Origin of the sequence: Pseudomonas sp. GD03903, assembly GCF_029840045.1 — a bacterium.
GTDB classification, from domain to species: domain Bacteria; phylum Pseudomonadota; class Gammaproteobacteria; order Pseudomonadales; family Pseudomonadaceae; genus Pseudomonas; species Pseudomonas pseudonitroreducens.
This window is the reverse complement of sequence record NZ_JAOCBT010000041.1, coordinates 1-15,176: the sequence shown is the minus strand read 5'-3', so window position 1 is coordinate 15,176 and position 15,176 is coordinate 1. Positions and strand designations below refer to the sequence as shown.

Genomic DNA, 15,176 nt, shown 5'->3' with positions numbered 1-15,176 from the left:
AACATTGATGGCGTTTCCGTAGGCGCGCAGGCGTCCCACTCGGGCGGGATCCCCATTAGCCAGCGGGAATGTTCCGGGTTCAACTGGCCGCCAGACGCCTCCTCGATCGCTGCAGTAGATCCACTCGGCGTCAGCCCAAAGCCCGCTGACCGCGCCTGCAGGTCCAAATGAGCATTCCCGCCGCCTTTGGTCCTCGTGGTTCTCCCACCGCTCCCGTCGCTCGCTTTCGGTGTTGCCCATGCTGCGAACAGGGCTGCGTCGCACAGGGTCGTCCCGTCGTGATGCTTGCTGTGAGGGTTCGAGCGTCCTGACGTCTTGTTTCGCCCCCCCCTGCTGTCGTTTACGGTGGGCGTCGGCCACGAAGTAAAGCCGTCCGCGGCCGTGCGGAGCGCCGTAGCCCGCAGAAGGGGTAGCAATCGCCCCGCAGGCGTACTCCAGTCCTTCCAGGTCAGCTTGTACAAGGTCGAGCCAGCAAAGGCCGTCACGGCTCTCAACCTGCTCTCCAAAGACGACTGGAGGGCGGCGCTCCTGGATGAGATGGAGCCAGTCGGGCCAGAGATGCCGCTCATCATCAAACCCAGATTTTTTGCCTGCCGAGGAGAAAGGTTGGCAAGGACAGGAACCGGTCCAAACAGATCGACTATCTGGCCAGCTTGCGCGGCGAAGGGCATAGGACCAGACGCCGATGCCGGCGAAGAAATGGCATTGGGTGTAAGGGCGGAGGTCATCGGGGTGCACGTCCTCTATGGATCGTTCATCGACGTCGCCTGGCGCGATGTGGCCGGCGGCGATCAGGTTGCGGAGCCACTGGGCGGCGTAGGGATCGATCTCGTTGTAGTAGGCCGCCATGGTTTCTCCAGGTAGAGCGCCGCCGCGCCGCGAGTGCAGCGGATGGCGTGGTGATGGGTTACTGGTCCTGCTGATCGAGGCGTGCGGCTTCTTGCCGGCCGAGCCTGTCGAGCTGGCGCGCCACGAATTCCGATGGCGTGAAATCGTGGCGCGGAATGGCGAGAAGGGGAGCGGAGCCTTCCGGGCCCAGATCATGGGCGTGCATGATCAAGAGCTGAACCGCTTCGGAGATCTCCTCGATGCCGTGCCAGCGCATCAGATTCTCCAGCATTGCTCGGGTACCGCGCCGGACTCGGTGCCGTAATTCCTTTTCATCCAGCTTTTGGCGCTTCTCCGCGGTGGCCTTGCTGCGCTCTTGCTGAGTCTTGGCCATCAGCCTTCCGCTCCAATGTCATCGCGCTTGGTGATGGTCAGGCGGTTGGCGTAGGCCTTGGCTTCGCTGTAAGAGCGGCGGAATCCGGCCACCTTCTCGGTGGCGGTGTCGACGATGTGCCAGAAGCCCTTGCCGACGGGTTTCAACTGGTAGGCCGGCTTCTCCACCACAAGGCTGCGGCGCTCTTCGAAGGCCGCTCGCGCGGCGGCGGTGAGCGGGAGCAGCTCGGCCAGCTGCGGGCGAATGTTCAGCTGTTGCATGGCGATCACCTCGTCTGGTGGTGGCTTCCTTTGGACAGCACTCTTGCGCGCGGCTGTGCGCCGGTGGGCGCCGCGGAGGAGTGCTCTCGAAAGGATTCAGGGGGAATGGAAAGGCCCGTCCGACAGGGCCTTTCCGTGCTCACGTCCGCCTTATGTCGGTGAGCGTTTCGCGGCTCGCCCGGCTTGTTGCCGAACTGCCAGGGCTGTCGGTTACATGGCTGCATCCTCCTTCTTGCGTGGTTGAAAGGCCTTGGTCAGCGATCCGCTGACCGGCAATCCCCTAGACAGGACGGCGTTCGCTAGGGCGACGCGATCTTTGTGCGAGTGGCTGGCCTGTCGGAGCAGGCCGAAGTAGCTGTTGGCGATTGTTCGCAGATCATTCGGAGCGGCCGCGGCAACTCGACGAATCGCTTCCTTCGCCGTTCGCTTCCGTGTTGTCCGCCGCCAGGGCTTGATCACGTGACCCACGAAGTCGATGCCGCGATCTACCGGCTGCAGGATGGTTTTCTTCGGGTTGAGCTTGGCGCCCAGCGCTGGCAGGAAGGCTTCGATCTCCGCCAGCCAGGTGTTCAACTGCTGCGGCGACTCGTGCAGCAGCAAGAAGTCATCGACATAGCGGATGTAGTGCTTGGCACGCAGTCGGTGCTTCACGAACTGATCCAGCTCGTTCAGATACACATTGGCGAAGAACTGGCTGCTGAGGTTCCCGATGGGAAGGCCGAGATGCGCGGCCTGGGCAGTCAGCCGCTTATGCTGCGGAACCTTGTTGAATAGGCTCCTGGGGCTGCGCACCTCGTAGTCACCCCGCGGATCGTGCCAGAGGATCTGGAGTGCAAGTCTTCGCCACCACGGCTCATCAATCAGGCGCACCAGTTGGTTGGTTAGCACGCGCTTGTCGATGGCGACGAAGAAGTTCGCCAGGTCGCACTTCAAGTAGTGCGCGGCGCGGCTCCAGTTTTGCGTCACGCTCCGCACCTTGCTCTCCAGGCGCTCGGCGGCATACAGCGTGCCGCGTCCTGGGATGCATGCGCAGCTGTCGGCGATGAACTTCGCTTCGATGCTGGCGCCGACGTGGTTGTAGAGCAGGTGATGGACGATGCGGTCCCGGAACTCTGCAGCCCACACTTCGCGATGCTTCGGCCTGGTCACGACGAAGCAGATCGACCCGCCAGGCTTGTAGGTGCCGGCTTGCAGCTCGTCGGACAGAGCCAGCAAGTTCTCTTCCAGGTTCATCTCGAACCGCCGCGCGCTGTTGGTGTTGCGCTTGTGACGGCGGCAATCGAAGTAGGCCTGGGCGAGATCTTCGAAGGAGAAAGGTGCAACCATCGAATCTGCGGACGGGGCGGACGAGCCGCTCGTTGTTCTTGTCGTTGTTGTTCTGCCAGCCATTCTCGAAGTCCATGTTGTAGGCGTTGTTGGCGGAGTACTGCGACCTATCGTGCTATCCACGTCGCCTCAGCGATTACTCAGTAAGGAAACTGCGCCAGGCCTCGCCGGTGTCCGGTGGTTCCTGTGGATGCGCTTGGCGGTGCCCGGAGCGGGCAGCGGCACGACCAGATTCAGCGCGCAGACGGGAGAGCCGTGACTCTCAGGTAGCGGGCGCGGTTGCGGATTTTTTCCAGGCATTGGCCTGACGGCCGATCGAGGCGGTTAGCTTCATGGCCTGAGCATGCTGGGCTACACTGATGAATCGTTCGTTCACCATTGCGCGCATCAGGTGGTTGATCATCCACACGCTCTCGAGGAGTTGGTCCAGGTGCTGGCGCCGGTTCCGATCCATGTTGGCTCGCCCGATTAGCACCAGAACCTGCAGCGCTTCATCGCGTAGCTTGCCGCCGATCAGTTGCTTCATGTCCCGCGGGATATGGCGCACCAGCTTGAAGGTCACACCGAGCAACTCCTCGGCACTACGGTGGATCTCCAGATCGGTATGCAGCGCCATCCTGGCTACCTCAAAAAGCGAGGGCGCTGACGCGCCCATGAATGAAGGATTGAAGGACTAAAGAAATTTCCTGCGGACGGGGCGGACGAGCCGCTCGTAGCTCTTGTAGCTGCGGCTCTGCCAGCCACCCTCGAAGCCCATGCTGTAGGCGTGGTAGGCGGAGGACTGCGTGCTTGACCAGTGATAGCCCTTGCTGAACAGCTCGGGCGCATTGGCTTCCGCCACCTGCAGTTCACGGCGGGCCGCCAGGTAGAAGTCTGAATGACCGTCTGCGGTGTACTCCGATACCAGCTTGGCGGCTGGGTGATCCTCGCTATCGGCCAGCAGAGCCAGGGTGTTCGCCTGGCCGTCGCTCGCGCTGTCGGCGCTATCGGTCTTGTGCTCGTAGCCGCCGTACTCCGCGCGGAACTCAGCGGCAGCACCACCGGCAACGATCAGGTAGTAGTCGCGCTGGCCGTTCTCGCCGCGCACCAGGCCTGCGTTGTGGCCGCCTTCGCCTGGCCAGTAGGCACCGAGCGGAGGGATGCTGCTGACCGACTCGAAGGTGCTCAGCACGACGCCGTGAGTCGGCTCGGCTTTCACCTCGGGGCCGAAGTAGTTGATGGTCAGGTTGTTCAGGCGCGCGATCTTCAGCGCGGGCGGTTGCTGCGCATTCATCTGTGATCCTCGAAATAGGGTGCAGGCGGCCGGCGCTTACCCGGCGTGCTTCTGGACTGGCCGCGGTGGGCGCGGTCCCGCGAATCGCCTGCAGGTGAAAGGAATGAAGGAGTGAATTACTGAAGGATGGTGAGGCTGCGGACGGGGCGGACGAGCCGCTCGACGCCCTTGACGTCGTGGTACTGCCAGCCACCCTCGAAGTCCACGTAGTAGGCGAGGTCGGCGGAGCACTGCGTACTCAGCCAGTAGAGGCGATCCTCACGCAGGTCGGTGATCAGGCCTGCATGCTTGGCCGCCATGACCAGCTGACCTTCCAGGCAGGATGGGATGAAGGCCCCCAGTTCCAGGGCCTTCTTTGCGATCTCGCTGCCGGCTTCGGCCATGGCGCGAGTGTTGGCCTCGCCATCCACCCAGTGGGTGCCGGCCAGATCCTGACCGTACTCACCCCAGGCGCCTTCGAACTCTTGCTCAGGCGAGAGCACCACCAAGGCACGGGCTTGTTCGTTGATGTAGTAGCGACCAGCGAAGATGCCGCCGGCCAGCGCCGCGCCAATGGCGGGAAGTTCTGCAGCTGAAACGCTGGTAATGATCTCGGTCATGGTGTCGCTCCAGAAGGGTTGAAGGAATGAATCAGTGGAGGATGAGAATCTTGCGGACGGGGCGGACGAGCCGCTCGACGTCCTTGACGTCGTGGCTCTGCCAGCCATCCTCGAAGTCCACGCCGTAGGCGCCGTTGGCGGAGTACTGCGTGCTGGTCCAATACCAGCGGTCCTCGCGAAGGCCGGTCAGGTAGCCCTGCTGCTTGGCGAACATCATCTGGTGCGACTCCAGGGCCGCCGGGATGAAAGCGCCAAGGGCGATGGCCTTGGCTGCGATCTCGCTGCCGGCTTCGGCCATGGCGCGGGTGTTCGCCTCGCCGTCGCCGTGGTTGGTATCCACATCCTGGTCATACTTGCCCCAGGCGCCGGAGAGTTCGGTGTCGGCAGCAAGGGCCACCAGGGCGTATTCCTTGTCGCCGTACCACTGACGAGCGAAGAGGGTGCCACCGGCCAGAGGCTGGCCGAAGGCGGGGAGATCGGATGCTTTGATGGATTCGGGGATGCTCATGGTCTGTCCTTGTGCTCGACTGGGCGGAAAAAGAACCCGGCCGGAGCCGGGCAAAACCAAGGGGGAAGATGCTTTCGCATCCCAAAGCGCCCTCGGGTGAAGGCGCTTCAGTGATGCATTGGTGTTGCTCCGCGTTCGCCTAACTGGGCTTCTACAACCCGCGGTTGGTGCGTCTGGTGTGGTGGTTAACCGTGGCGCAGGCGTGCCGGGCGCTGCAGTCGTATTTCCTGGGCACCGTTACTCGCCACCTGTGCCTGGGCGATGATTTCTGTTCTCACTGCAAGCGCTTTCGGCGCCTGTCCGCTGTGCCGGTACTGATCCCCGTTCTCAAGGGCTCCGGCAGGGAGCGTTAGCAGTGCAGACCCTCGGCGCGCGATTCCAGATGCAGCGCGTCAGCTTTGAGCCTGGCCGGCTACCAGAGGCCGGCATGGGATCCCGAATTGTGAAAAGAGCGTTCCGGCTTCGCCGAGGCATCTCTGCCTGGCCCCGAAGGGCTTGCCAGCGCGGTGGATTGCGTGGCGTGGGATAAATATCAACCAGTGGTTGTTTTGTGTCAACAACCATAAGTTGATATTTCGCATATCAGTTGATATCTGGTTGATTTTCTAGGGGAAAAATTTTCTACGCGGCCCGCTTGCAAAGAGCCTGAGAGAGGAAATACTGTATATTCATACAGCAACAGGAGGTTGATATGGCAAATCAAGCAAAGAGGCAGGAACCCCGCGCACCGAGTAGCTACGAGGTCCTAGTGGCGAGGCTTCAGCGGCTGATCAGCTCGCCACCGGTACAGCGGGTGCGAGCGGTGACGATCCGCAAGCTGGAAGAGGAGGCGCAGGAAGACTGGGAGCGGCTGCTGGAAGAGATGCGCTCAAACGATGGGCTGGAGATCGAGGATGGGGAGGAGGGCGCTATCACCATTCGGTGGCAGGTAGACGAGAGCGCATGGTAGAGCGGAGCAGAAACAAAAAGCCCCGCTAGGCGGGGCTTTATCGGCTTCCTATTCAGGCGAATCGTATGACTTCGCGGTCGCCCTCAGGGCATCGGCATGGGCGAAAATATCATCCAGCGATTCGACGGGGTGGCGGGTTTCGTTCTTATCAGCATCGAATGTCCCGAGATACTTCTGCGCGCGGTTGAAGTGGAGGCGGGCGATTGGTTTGCGGTTGTTGTCATCCAAAAGAATGCCGAAGTAGCTCTGGGTGTCACGAGCAGCAATGCGTTTTACGTCGACTTCGGTGCGCACGATGGCCTTGACGATGGTATAGCCCTCGATCTCTTCAGCAGTGGTAACCACCCTGTCTTTTTCTTCTGCCTCTTCTTGGGGCTTTGCTGCCGGCTGTTCAGCTTGAGCTTGGGTCACAATGATCGGTTGAGAGTTACCGGTGATTGCAGACTTGAGGCGCTCATTGATCTGGTCGCTTAGAAACTGCGAGGCCGCCTTTCTGGTTAGCTGGGTAAACTGCTCGCGCACCTTCTGGGTGATGATCCCTTCGTATACGCGAGAGGCGAAGAATCGAACAAAGTCTTCATCAGGCTGGCTAAATTGCGAAGCAAGGACACGCTTGATTTGGCCGACATACTTGAGTTCGCCGGCAGCATTGATGATCGACTCGACATCAAATGCTGATTTTGTGAGCTTCTGGAGTTCTGGGATCGCGTGGTCGTCGATATCCAGAAGATCCAACTCAAGGAATGGCTTCTCGTCCATCTTATTTGGGGCGTCCAGGTCAGTGAAGAATTTGTAGACCTGGCCGTTAGTCAGGATAGATATCCTGGCGTTCGTGACGTGGAAGTACCGAAATAACTGGCTGGCGTGGTTAATATTCAGCGGCTCACCGATCTTCTTGCTTTCGATGAGAATCTGGATTTCGCCGTCCTTGAGGATGGCATAGTCGACCTTCTCGCCTTTTTTGGTGCCAATATCCGCGGTGAACTCTGGAACAACCTCGAGCGGGTTGAATACGTCATATCCTAGAACTGACTGGATGAAGGGCATGACAAATGCTGTCTTGGTCGCTTCTTCCGTTTGGATGGCCGACTTCTGTTGGCGAATCTTGGCGGATAGGCTGGCTAGTTTCTCTTCGAACTCCATGATTCCCTCCCCGGGATCCCTATACAACTATCAATGACCAGCATTACTGGTCACCCTTCCTACAAGTCCCCACCTCTCCATACGATCTGCCCCATCAGTGACATTGGCTCGTCATCCTCGTCCAGCCATTGGTCCGGGAATTCTCGCTTGTCGAGGTTGTCGCTGATCAGCCCCCACTGGTTCACGGCGCTCGCATACGACAGGCGCTTGATGATCACGCCGTCGGCACCATTGAGAGCGAAGATCTTGTTGTGGACGGGCTCTTTCTGGGCCTTGTTCAGAAGCACCACGTCGCCGCTGTTGATCGTTGGGTACATGCTGTCGCCGTCTGCATAGAAAGCTTCCAGGTACTTCGCATTCAAGCCCCTAGCCTTGATCCAGGAGCGCTTGAATGCCAGATGCCCCTTCACCTCGACGTAGGGGTTCTCGTAGCCGCGGCCCATTGCGCCCCTGGCGCTCTTCAGCGGGACGTGAATGTATTCGTCATCGGATGAGTCCGCCGAAGGCTCTGGCTCTGGCTTCGCTTGGTCAGATTCACGCATTTCGCCCAGGCCATATTCCAGCCATTCGACGCGAACACCCAGCCAGCGCGCCAGCAGTTCCATGTTGTCACGCTCGGGGATCGATGCGCCGGTCAACCATTTGTGAGTGGCCTGCTTCTTCGCTCTAGCTCCTAGCTTCTCCAGCGCGCCGTGCAAATCGACATTGCGGCCGCGCTCCTGCCTGATCTCGGGCATTCCGTCCAGCGCTCTATTCAGGCGCGCCGCGAAGGCGTCCCGTATCTCTTGAGTCTCAACCATTGGTTGATGCTTGCACAGAACTTGCGCAACAGTCAGTTGATCATTAATATCAACCGTAAGTTGATGAGCGAGGCTCAATATGGAAACTCCATTCACCTGCCGAGAAGGCTCTGTTGCAGAGGCTGTAGGCCTCGCCGGTGGCGCAATTGCCGTTGCCAAAGCGTGCGGCAAGAGCCGCCAGGCGGTGGACAAATGGATCCGCAGCGACCAGCTCCCCCGCACCGAATACACCGGCGAAACGCGTTACGCCGAGGTGATCTCCGAACTGGCACTCGCCCGCGGAAAGCACCTCGATCCGGTCGCGCTTCGCACCAATGCATCCCCCAAAAAATCAGCTGCATAGGAGTAGAGCCAGTGACCGACATCGCATTGCTCGGGATGACTGCTCTCGTCGCACTGCTGGCTTTCGTTGCCGGCCACGGGGCTGCTCGCCGCTCCAGCAGCGTCCGCTTGGTGGATAAGTGGCCTCAGGCGCACATCCAGTTCGATTCCGACATGAGCCAGGAAGATGTTCTGCGCTTCCTGGACATGACCCGCGAGATGGTTCTGACCGGCGAGCTGGCCAAGCCCAAGCCTGGCAAGTCAATCCTGCGAGACGACGAACAGAGTCGCCGAGACTTCTATTCGCGCTGCGTCGATGAGTCGAAGGAGAGCCGCCAATGACAACCCTCCTTCCACCCTTGGTGGTTAGTGCCTCGGACCTGGGGGTGACGTATCGCCGCCGCTTTCGACAACCGATATTCCTCTTTTCAGTACCTCAATCAGCTCTTTTGCCTGTTGAACCGTCACCGCCAGCGTCGGCGTTGACTGCGCCTCATCCGGGCGCTGAAAAGGCGTCGAAATGAATTTGAACTCAATCAGCAGCGCCTGCATTGCTGGGACTGTTTTCACCTCCCATCCAGCTACCGGGTTGGCAGAAATTTCGTTTGTCATGCCGGGCCTCCTTGGCCGTTTCGTGTGGAAGCAAAACGATACCACGGTGCGTCCGGCTCCCTATTGAGATCAGCTTGCCAGCGTTAGCGCGGCCAAGCCACGTAACAAATTTCGAGGTGTTACATGCAAGAAATCATGCGCGCCATCTACGACGTGGTTGACGAAAACGGGGCAACCAAGATCGCCCAGAGCGCTTCGTTCTCCTCGCGCACGCTGCTCTCGCAGAAGGCAAACCCCGACTACGACAGCCACAAGATGAACGTGGAGGAGCTCCACCGAATCATGGACTTCACCAAGGACCTTCGTCCGCTGAAGGCCTGGGCAGAGTTTTTCGGTTTCGATCTGGTGCCGCGCTCAGTTGAGCCGGCCGACAGCCTAGCGAACGCCACTCTGGCGCTGGCTAGCGAGGCAGCTGACGTAACGAAGGCAGCCATTGAGGCGCTGGAGGATGGGGTGGTTACCCGGATCGAGGCGAAGCGGATAGAGCGGGAAGGGGAGGAGGCGAAGAAGAAGATCGACATCGTCATCGAGACTGCCCGCGCGAAAGTCGGGTCCCGATAAAAACAAAACCCCGGCCAGGTGTGGGGACACGGCGCCGGGGTTCATACCTCAGGAGGTAGGAGGAAGTATGCACACCATTTCTGACACCAGCAACACCGCGCCACGAAATCAGTTCGTGCAGATCGTGGCGCGCACTATGTCGTCTCGCGAGATTGCCGATCTGGTCGAGGCGCGTCACAACGACGTGGTAACCACGATTGAACGGCTCTTCGATAAGGGGCTTTTACGATCAAGTCGTAAAACCCGCCGGGAGTCTACTGGCGGCCGCCCCCTTGATGTTTACGACCTGATCGAGCGGGACACGCATCTTGTCGTGGCTGGCTACAGCGATGAGCACCGAGCCCGAGTCGTAGATAGATGGCAGGATCTGGAAGAGGGCCAGCTTTCTGCGCACCGGCTTCCGAACTTCGCTAGCCCGGCCGAAGCCGCACGAGCCTGGGCTGAGCAGTTCGAGCAGCGCCAGGCTGCCGAAGAGGCGTTGCTGATCGCAGCGCCAAAGGCGGAGTTCGTGGACCGCTACGTCGACGCTACCGGGTCGATGGGCTTCCGCCAGGTGGCTAAGCTCCTGAAAGCGAAGGAGCATCAACTCAAGCAGATGCTGATCAGCAAGGGGGTGATGTACTACCTCGGCGGAGCGCTCACCCCCTGCAGTCAGCACCTCGATGCCGGCCGCTTCGAGATCAAAACCGGCACCAGCGAACGTAACAGTCACAGCTATGCGCAGGCTCGATTCACCGCCAAGGGTGTCCAGTGGATCGCCGGCCTGTGGGCGAAGTATCAGATGGAGATCGAGGCGTGAGCGTCCAAGCAATGACCTGGGCGCTCGAGCAGCGCTTGGTGACCGACCCTACGGCGCGGCACGTCCTGCTCTGCCTGGCCAACTATGCCGACAAGAACGGCCGGGGCGCTTTCCCCTCGGTTGCATCCCTGGCTGATGACACCGGGCTGTCTGCTCGCACCGTGCAGGCGAAGCTTCGGGTTCTGGAAGAGCAGGGCATCGTTGTCGAGGGAAATCGGGCGGTAGCAGCGGCCTACATCAACCGTCGCGACCGCGTCCCGACCTGCTACGACATCATCATGTCGCGGGGTGAAGCTGCTGCACCCCGTGCTGATGAGCGGGGTGAATCTCCCGCACCCCGTGAAATGCCCACGGGGTGCAGCTCACAGCAGGACGGGGTGAATCTGACGACCGAACGGGGTGAAGGAGCTGCACCCAATCCGTCATTGAACCATCAAGGAACCGAAGAGCAGCTGCAGCGCGAGGCGGATTCCGCTGATGACCGACAGCGCTTCCCGATGACCGAGGAGTGGCAACCTAACCCGGAAGACCTGGCAGCTCAGACTCGCCTGATGGGTATCCCTGTCGAGGCGGTCACCGCCGAGGTGGTCGGTTGCTTCAAGGCCCACTACGTGGCGCTTCCGGATATCGCCCACACCTCGAAGCGTTGGGCGAACGAACTGGCGAAGTGGATCAAGCGCGAGCGCGTCATCTCCGCCGGCGGCGATGAGCCGCAGCCATGGGGCGCGAAGGGAGTGAAGGTATGACCGGCCCACGTCGCGCTGACCTGATCGCCGCGCAGCTCAGCGGCAAGCCACTGCCGGCGGCTCCGGTCGCTCCTGCTGGCCAGACCGCACCGGTCGACGACGCCACTCGCGAGGTTATCGACGAACTGTTCGACCGCATTCGCGGTATCTGCTCCGGCTGGCGGCAGGCCTGGCAAAGCCCTGTGGTCATGGGCAAGGCCAAGGAGGAGTGGCTGGCGGAGTTCATCTCGGCCGGACTGAGCCAGCGCGAGCTGATCGACAACGGCGTGCGCGTCCTCCGCCAGAGCAAGAGCGCATTCGTGCCGAGCCCGGCGACCTTCGTCGACTGGTGCTTCTCCGCTGATCAGCTTGGCCTGCCCAGCCTTGAGTCGGCGTATCGCGAGGCGCTGGCGAACACTCACCCGGCCGCCGTCGGTGGTGCGACCTGGAGTCATGCCGCCGTTTACCACGCTGCCGCTCGCACTGGCTTCAGCGCGATCCAGAACCTACCCCGTGAGCTCGGCCTGAAGGCCCTGGAGCAGCAGTACGCCAAGATCCGCCGCGAGATCGCCAAGGGGAACACCCTCCCGCCAGTCCCGGTGGCAGCGCTTGCCGCCCCGCGCAAGGTGGCCGACGTAGCCCTGGGCAATGCCGCCCTGGCCGGTTTGCGCGCCAAGATCAAAGGAGCAAGACATGCCTGACCTGACGCCCCTGAAGTGGCGCGCCAAGCGCAACGCCGACGGCAGCCAAGTCCCTGAATGCTGGATGACCGATGCCGGTTACACCGTCGCCGTGTGCCGGTTGCCAGCCACCCGCTACACGGTTACGCGCCCAGGTGGTCGCGAGCCATCGTTCTACCTGTCCACGCGGGACGAGGTGGTGGCGATCATCAAGGCCGACATGGAAGCCAGCGAGGTGCCGTCATGACGCCTGCCAAGCAAGAAGCCCTGATGCAGGGGCAGACCGGAATCGCCAAGAAGGTTTTCGAGTGCGTACCGATCGCCGAGGCCTGGAGTTCGTTCCAGGTGATGACAGCGCTGCGCAATATCACCGGCAGCACCCCAGACGCCCGGATCGTTTCCGGTTGCCTTACGTCGCTGGCGGATGCCGGCCTGATCAAGAAAACTGGCCGCGACGCCTACCAGCGCATCCCGGTCGAGCAGAAGCAGAAGACCAAGGAGCCGCAGATGGCCGCAGCCGCCACCAAAACCGAACCGCAAGTGGAAGCAAAGACCGTAGCCTCGCCGCTGGAGATGCTCGGCGAGTTGGCCAGCGAGATCGCCGCGGCAGGGGATGGGCTGAAGCGGCTGGCGAAGCGCGCCGAGGACGTGGCTCTGATGGTAGAGCAGGACCGTGAGGCGAACGCCAAGTCGTTGGATGGCTATCGCCAGCTCAAGTCGCTGCTGAAGAGCCTGCAAGGGGAAGCCGAATGATGAGCGACCAACACCTCACCGCTGAGCAGATCACCGCCATGACCGGTGAGCAGCTGCTGGCCGCAAAGACTGAGAGTGCCGGGCGAGCGAAGCTCAACAGCGCGAGCCAGCGCTACGCCGCGGGTATCTCGACCAAGCGCACCCGCGGCGGCTCAAAGCTCCGCGCCCGGAAAGTGGCTAAGACCGACTGGTCCAGGCTCCGCACGCTGCAGGAGCAGGAGCGCGCCATTCGCACCGAGATCACCATCCTGGACGAAGAGATCAAGCGGAGGGCGCATGCGGAAAAAGAGCGGGCCTGACTTCAAGAAGGAGCTGGTTCCGGTCCAGCGCTGCCGCACCTGCATGTCGAAGGGCGTCGTCGAGGGGGTCTTCTACCAGCTGCCATGCGAGGACTGTAAGGGCATCGGTTGGGTAGCGCAGCCTGGTCATGAGGCGAGCTTGGAGGAGATAGCGCGAGCCCTTGGCGCGAAGGTGAACAAGGCCGAGAACGACCTGGCGGAGCGCATCCGCATCTCCGTCATCGCCGGCGACAAGGAAAGCCAGTGGAACAACAAGAAGGGCCCTGGCGGCTCTCACCTGGCGGGGGACTGACGATGCGCCAGACCCTGCAGAAGCAGCCCAAGGCAAAGAAGTGCAAGCAGTGCCGGACGACCTTCAACCCTGACCGTCAGCTGCAGTCCGTCTGCAGCCCGAAGTGCGGATTGGACCTGGCAGCAGCGAAGCGCGAGAAGGATCGGATCGCGTTCCAGCGCCGAGAGAGGCGCGAGATCAAGGAGCGCAAGGAGAAGCTGAAGAGCAGGCCGGACCACCTGAAAGAGGCTCAGCATGCCTTCAACGAGTACATCCGCCTGCGCGACGCCGACAAGCCCTGCATCAGCTGCGACCGGCACCACGCCGGCAAATACGACGCTGGGCACTACCGGTCAGTGGGAGCCTGTCCTGAGCTGCGCTTCGACGAGGACAACGTCCACAAGCAGTGCTCGCCCTGCAACACCCAACTCTCCGGGAACATCCTGGAGTACCGGATCCGCCTCATCCAGCGCATCGGCGCCGATCGGGTGGCGCGTCTTGAGGGCAAGCACGAACCGCTGAAGCTCAGCGTTGAACAGATCAAGGCCCTGAAGGCCCACTTCCGCGCCAAGGTGCGCGAGCTGAAAAGGGGAGCAGCATGATTAGCGAGAGAGCTACCGAGAGCTTGCTGGAGCAATGGGGTATTTGGGTCAGGCAGGGGACTGGCAACCTGTCGTGCGCGGCCCCGAGTTGGTCTCTGCCGACTGCTCGCTTGACGGATGACGAAGGGCTGGAGATAGACAGACTGGTAGCCATGTTGGGGAAGCGCCATCCCGAGCGTGGCGAGGCCCTGATGCGCTACTACACCACGGGGAAGACTTACAAGCAGGTGGGCGTATCCCTCGGGATGGGCGAGGAGCGTGCTCGGCAGACGGTCATGGCAGGAGTCGCTTGGGTGGATGGCGCTTTGGAAGCGAAGCGGATGAAACTGGCTGCTTGATTTCCCCGGGGAAAAACCATACAGTATGCCATAGAGTGCAGCTTGCTGCGCAAAGAAGAAAACCCGGCCACCGAGCCGGGTTTTTTATTGCCCAGTGATTGGGACCCGTGGTCGGCACGGCCCGCAAGGGGGAGCCGAACACCGTCTGCCGGCGGTGCGGTGATACGGGAAAACACCGGCAGATCAGGCGGCCTGCCATTCCTCGCAAGACTCCGGGGTCGGCCTGATCGGATGGCGTGGAAAGACACGCACTCAATGCAGGTGAATGCACAGGCTGATGTGCTTCGAGAGCGTCACGGACCCGCGAGCCTCTACCCATCGACATGAGTCCATGCAGGAGATCAGCACCTGCCGCCTGCACCCCACATCAAGGCCCAGCCATCGAGCTGGGCTTTTTCTTTGAGCCCCGCAGAGGGGATAACGAGATGGCCAACATGCCCGACAAACCGGAGACGTGGGCGCTTGTGCTTGCTTGGCTGAGCCAGCACTCGCCCGTGCTGTACGCCGGCGCGCTGTCCTTCCTGGTTGCACTGATCCGGGTTATCTACGGTGGCGGCACTCGTCGCCAGGCGCTGCTCGAGGCTGCGCTCTGCACACTGATCACCCTGGGACTGATCCCGGTGATGGAGTGGCTTGGTCTGCCTCAGAGCATGGCCACTGCTGCCGGTGTGTTCACGGGCTTCCTGGGAGTGAAGAAGCTGGCCGACATCGCAGACCGCTTCGCTGAGTGGAAGCTGCCCAGGCGGGAGAGCTGAGGTATGGCACGGCTGAAGACGCTGCGCCCGAAGCTGGCAGAGCAGCGGCCACGCCTCGCAACTGCTGCGCCTGGGTCCTGGCGTGCCGGTCTGACCTCCGGCCAGCGTGGCTACGACTATCGCTGGCAGAAGGCGCGAGAGGCGTACTTGCTCGATCACCCGCTGTGCGTGTACTGCCTGCGCAAAGGCATGACGTCGGCAGCCAGCGTCGTCGACCACATCGAGGCGCACCACGGTAACCAGGAGCTCTTCTGGGATCGTGAGAACTGGCAGTCGCTCTGCAAGCCCTGTCACGACTCGGACAAGCAGCGCGAGGAAGTGGCGGCCCGAGCCGGTCGCTGATCCACCCCAGGGTAGGGGGGGATCGAATTATGGGGATT

Annotated in this window: 26 protein-coding genes; 15 read left to right on the top strand and 11 right to left on the bottom strand. The window is 61.5% G+C overall.

Annotated features, from left to right (window positions below):
• The 8 genes from N5C91_RS31345 to N5C91_RS31305 all read right to left on the bottom strand — a co-directional run.
• Positions 1–849, bottom strand: an 849-nt coding sequence (locus N5C91_RS31345; protein ID WP_279834364.1) for a DNA cytosine methyltransferase, incomplete at its 3' end; no start/stop codon positions are given.
• A gap of 58 nt (positions 850–907) precedes the next feature.
• Entirely contained in the window at positions 908–1,222 is a 315-nt protein-coding gene (locus tag N5C91_RS31340; protein ID WP_279834362.1) for a hypothetical protein, read from the bottom strand.
• Positions 1,222–1,482: a hypothetical protein gene (locus tag N5C91_RS31335; protein WP_279834360.1), complete on the bottom strand. Its 261-nt coding sequence runs from the start codon at positions 1,480–1,482 to the stop codon at positions 1,222–1,224. The genes N5C91_RS31340 and N5C91_RS31335 overlap by 1 nt, the downstream gene beginning before the upstream one ends.
• Positions 1,483–1,692: 210 nt before the next feature.
• Entirely contained in the window at positions 1,693–2,808 is a 1,116-nt protein-coding gene (locus tag N5C91_RS31330) for an RNA-directed DNA polymerase (RefSeq protein ID WP_279834358.1), read from the bottom strand.
• Positions 2,809–3,070: 262 nt separating this feature from the next.
• On the bottom strand, positions 3,071–3,424 hold the full coding sequence (locus tag N5C91_RS31320) for a four helix bundle protein (RefSeq protein ID WP_279834356.1): 354 nt from the start codon (positions 3,422–3,424) through the stop codon (positions 3,071–3,073).
• 57 nt (positions 3,425–3,481) lie between these two features.
• On the bottom strand, positions 3,482–4,081 hold the full coding sequence (locus N5C91_RS31315; RefSeq protein WP_279834354.1) for a DUF1566 domain-containing protein: 600 nt from the start codon (positions 4,079–4,081) through the stop codon (positions 3,482–3,484).
• A 116-nt stretch (positions 4,082–4,197) separates the two neighbouring features.
• Positions 4,198–4,680 carry a hypothetical protein gene (locus tag N5C91_RS31310; protein WP_279834352.1) on the bottom strand — a complete coding sequence of 161 codons (483 nt, stop codon included), beginning with the start codon at positions 4,678–4,680 and terminating at the stop codon, positions 4,198–4,200.
• A 31-nt stretch (positions 4,681–4,711) separates the two neighbouring features.
• Positions 4,712–5,188: a hypothetical protein gene (locus tag N5C91_RS31305; protein WP_279834350.1), complete on the bottom strand. Its 477-nt coding sequence runs from the start codon at positions 5,186–5,188 to the stop codon at positions 4,712–4,714.
• 691 nt (positions 5,189–5,879) lie between these two features.
• On the opposite strand from N5C91_RS31305, the gene N5C91_RS31300 reads away from it, so the two are divergent.
• Complete coding sequence (locus tag N5C91_RS31300; protein ID WP_279834348.1) at positions 5,880–6,137, top strand: DUF1654 domain-containing protein; 258 nt, start codon at positions 5,880–5,882, stop codon at positions 6,135–6,137.
• 48 nt (positions 6,138–6,185) lie between these two features.
• Here the strand turns inward: N5C91_RS31300 and N5C91_RS31295 are convergent, their stop codons facing one another.
• Complete coding sequence (locus tag N5C91_RS31295) at positions 6,186–7,280, bottom strand: type I restriction endonuclease (protein WP_279834345.1); 1,095 nt, start codon at positions 7,278–7,280, stop codon at positions 6,186–6,188.
• 59 nt (positions 7,281–7,339) lie between these two features.
• Positions 7,340–8,158 carry a S24 family peptidase gene (locus N5C91_RS31290; protein ID WP_279834343.1) on the bottom strand — a complete coding sequence of 273 codons (819 nt, stop codon included), beginning with the start codon at positions 8,156–8,158 and terminating at the stop codon, positions 7,340–7,342.
• Between the two features lies 1 nt (position 8,159).
• Between N5C91_RS31290 and N5C91_RS31285 the strand changes: the two genes are divergently transcribed.
• Positions 8,160–8,423 (top strand): hypothetical protein, encoded by a 264-nt coding sequence (locus tag N5C91_RS31285; protein WP_279834342.1) that lies wholly within the window; start codon positions 8,160–8,162, stop codon positions 8,421–8,423.
• 11 nt (positions 8,424–8,434) lie between these two features.
• Positions 8,435–8,743 (top strand): hypothetical protein, encoded by a 309-nt coding sequence (locus N5C91_RS31280; RefSeq protein WP_279834340.1) that lies wholly within the window; start codon positions 8,435–8,437, stop codon positions 8,741–8,743.
• 24 nt (positions 8,744–8,767) lie between these two features.
• Here the strand turns inward: N5C91_RS31280 and N5C91_RS31275 are convergent, their stop codons facing one another.
• Complete coding sequence (locus N5C91_RS31275) at positions 8,768–9,013, bottom strand: hypothetical protein (protein ID WP_279834338.1); 246 nt, start codon at positions 9,011–9,013, stop codon at positions 8,768–8,770.
• A gap of 123 nt (positions 9,014–9,136) precedes the next feature.
• On the opposite strand from N5C91_RS31275, the gene N5C91_RS31270 reads away from it, so the two are divergent.
• The 12 genes from N5C91_RS31270 (at position 9,137) to N5C91_RS31215 (ending at position 15,138) form a co-directional block, all read left to right on the top strand.
• The gene (locus tag N5C91_RS31270; RefSeq protein WP_279834337.1) at positions 9,137–9,574 is read left to right on the top strand and encodes a phage regulatory CII family protein; all 438 of its coding nucleotides are present in this window, start codon (positions 9,137–9,139) and stop codon (positions 9,572–9,574) included.
• 67 nt (positions 9,575–9,641) lie between these two features.
• Entirely contained in the window at positions 9,642–10,373 is a 732-nt protein-coding gene (locus N5C91_RS31265; RefSeq protein ID WP_279834336.1) for a phage antirepressor KilAC domain-containing protein, read from the top strand.
• Complete coding sequence (locus tag N5C91_RS31260) at positions 10,370–11,119, top strand: helix-turn-helix domain-containing protein (protein WP_279834335.1); 750 nt, start codon at positions 10,370–10,372, stop codon at positions 11,117–11,119. The genes N5C91_RS31265 and N5C91_RS31260 overlap by 4 nt, the downstream gene beginning before the upstream one ends.
• Positions 11,116–11,799 (top strand): replication protein P, encoded by a 684-nt coding sequence (locus N5C91_RS31255; protein ID WP_279834333.1) that lies wholly within the window; start codon positions 11,116–11,118, stop codon positions 11,797–11,799. The genes N5C91_RS31260 and N5C91_RS31255 overlap by 4 nt, the downstream gene beginning before the upstream one ends.
• Entirely contained in the window at positions 11,792–12,025 is a 234-nt protein-coding gene (locus N5C91_RS31250) for a hypothetical protein (RefSeq protein ID WP_279834330.1), read from the top strand. Before N5C91_RS31255 ends, N5C91_RS31250 begins: the two co-directional genes overlap by 8 nt.
• Positions 12,022–12,531, top strand: a complete 510-nt coding sequence (locus tag N5C91_RS31245; protein WP_279834327.1) for a hypothetical protein — start codon at positions 12,022–12,024, stop codon at positions 12,529–12,531. Before N5C91_RS31250 ends, N5C91_RS31245 begins: the two co-directional genes overlap by 4 nt.
• Entirely contained in the window at positions 12,531–12,830 is a 300-nt protein-coding gene (locus N5C91_RS31240; RefSeq protein ID WP_236225362.1) for a hypothetical protein, read from the top strand. The genes N5C91_RS31245 and N5C91_RS31240 overlap by 1 nt, the downstream gene beginning before the upstream one ends.
• Positions 12,808–13,122 carry a hypothetical protein gene (locus tag N5C91_RS31235; protein WP_279834325.1) on the top strand — a complete coding sequence of 105 codons (315 nt, stop codon included), beginning with the start codon at positions 12,808–12,810 and terminating at the stop codon, positions 13,120–13,122. Before N5C91_RS31240 ends, N5C91_RS31235 begins: the two co-directional genes overlap by 23 nt.
• A gap of 2 nt (positions 13,123–13,124) precedes the next feature.
• Positions 13,125–13,703: a recombination protein NinG gene (locus N5C91_RS31230; RefSeq protein ID WP_279834323.1), complete on the top strand. Its 579-nt coding sequence runs from the start codon at positions 13,125–13,127 to the stop codon at positions 13,701–13,703.
• Positions 13,700–14,041, top strand: coding sequence for an antiterminator Q family protein (locus N5C91_RS31225; RefSeq protein WP_279834321.1), 342 nt, complete (start codon positions 13,700–13,702; stop codon positions 14,039–14,041). Before N5C91_RS31230 ends, N5C91_RS31225 begins: the two co-directional genes overlap by 4 nt.
• Positions 14,042–14,466: 425 nt before the next feature.
• Positions 14,467–14,796 carry a phage holin, lambda family gene (locus N5C91_RS31220; RefSeq protein WP_279834319.1) on the top strand — a complete coding sequence of 110 codons (330 nt, stop codon included), beginning with the start codon at positions 14,467–14,469 and terminating at the stop codon, positions 14,794–14,796.
• A 3-nt stretch (positions 14,797–14,799) separates the two neighbouring features.
• Positions 14,800–15,138 (top strand): HNH endonuclease signature motif containing protein, encoded by a 339-nt coding sequence (locus N5C91_RS31215; protein WP_279834317.1) that lies wholly within the window; start codon positions 14,800–14,802, stop codon positions 15,136–15,138.
• The last annotated feature ends 38 nt before the right edge of the window (positions 15,139–15,176 follow it).

Excerpts from the sequence above, each read along its gene's own strand:
- N5C91_RS31250 (WP_279834330.1), top strand. The coding sequence starts at position 11,792 with ATGCCTGACCTGACGCCCCTGAAGTGGCGCGCCAAGCGCAACGCCGAC.
- N5C91_RS31330 (WP_279834358.1), bottom strand. The coding sequence starts at position 2,808 with ATGGTTGCACCTTTCTCCTTCGAAGATCTCGCCCAGGCCTACTTCGAT.
- N5C91_RS31265 (WP_279834336.1), top strand. The coding sequence starts at position 9,642 with ATGCACACCATTTCTGACACCAGCAACACCGCGCCACGAAATCAGTTC.
- N5C91_RS31320 (WP_279834356.1), bottom strand. The coding sequence starts at position 3,424 with ATGGCGCTGCATACCGATCTGGAGATCCACCGTAGTGCCGAGGAGTTG.
- N5C91_RS31335 (WP_279834360.1), bottom strand. The coding sequence starts at position 1,482 with ATGCAACAGCTGAACATTCGCCCGCAGCTGGCCGAGCTGCTCCCGCTC.
- N5C91_RS31315 (WP_279834354.1), bottom strand. The coding sequence starts at position 4,081 with ATGAATGCGCAGCAACCGCCCGCGCTGAAGATCGCGCGCCTGAACAAC.
- N5C91_RS31300 (WP_279834348.1), top strand. The coding sequence starts at position 5,880 with ATGGCAAATCAAGCAAAGAGGCAGGAACCCCGCGCACCGAGTAGCTAC.
- N5C91_RS31220 (WP_279834319.1), top strand. The coding sequence starts at position 14,467 with ATGGCCAACATGCCCGACAAACCGGAGACGTGGGCGCTTGTGCTTGCT.
- N5C91_RS31235 (WP_279834325.1), top strand. The coding sequence starts at position 12,808 with ATGCGGAAAAAGAGCGGGCCTGACTTCAAGAAGGAGCTGGTTCCGGTC.
- N5C91_RS31275 (WP_279834338.1), bottom strand. The coding sequence starts at position 9,013 with ATGACAAACGAAATTTCTGCCAACCCGGTAGCTGGATGGGAGGTGAAA.
- N5C91_RS31295 (WP_279834345.1), bottom strand. The coding sequence starts at position 7,280 with ATGGAGTTCGAAGAGAAACTAGCCAGCCTATCCGCCAAGATTCGCCAA.
- N5C91_RS31310 (WP_279834352.1), bottom strand. The coding sequence starts at position 4,680 with ATGACCGAGATCATTACCAGCGTTTCAGCTGCAGAACTTCCCGCCATT.
- N5C91_RS31240 (WP_236225362.1), top strand. The coding sequence starts at position 12,531 with ATGAGCGACCAACACCTCACCGCTGAGCAGATCACCGCCATGACCGGT.
- N5C91_RS31245 (WP_279834327.1), top strand. The coding sequence starts at position 12,022 with ATGACGCCTGCCAAGCAAGAAGCCCTGATGCAGGGGCAGACCGGAATC.
- N5C91_RS31305 (WP_279834350.1), bottom strand. The coding sequence starts at position 5,188 with ATGAGCATCCCCGAATCCATCAAAGCATCCGATCTCCCCGCCTTCGGC.
- N5C91_RS31255 (WP_279834333.1), top strand. The coding sequence starts at position 11,116 with ATGACCGGCCCACGTCGCGCTGACCTGATCGCCGCGCAGCTCAGCGGC.
- N5C91_RS31340 (WP_279834362.1), bottom strand. The coding sequence starts at position 1,222 with ATGGCCAAGACTCAGCAAGAGCGCAGCAAGGCCACCGCGGAGAAGCGC.
- N5C91_RS31230 (WP_279834323.1), top strand. The coding sequence starts at position 13,125 with ATGCGCCAGACCCTGCAGAAGCAGCCCAAGGCAAAGAAGTGCAAGCAG.
- N5C91_RS31285 (WP_279834342.1), top strand. The coding sequence starts at position 8,160 with ATGGAAACTCCATTCACCTGCCGAGAAGGCTCTGTTGCAGAGGCTGTA.
- N5C91_RS31270 (WP_279834337.1), top strand. The coding sequence starts at position 9,137 with ATGCAAGAAATCATGCGCGCCATCTACGACGTGGTTGACGAAAACGGG.
- N5C91_RS31225 (WP_279834321.1), top strand. The coding sequence starts at position 13,700 with ATGATTAGCGAGAGAGCTACCGAGAGCTTGCTGGAGCAATGGGGTATT.
- N5C91_RS31215 (WP_279834317.1), top strand. The coding sequence starts at position 14,800 with ATGGCACGGCTGAAGACGCTGCGCCCGAAGCTGGCAGAGCAGCGGCCA.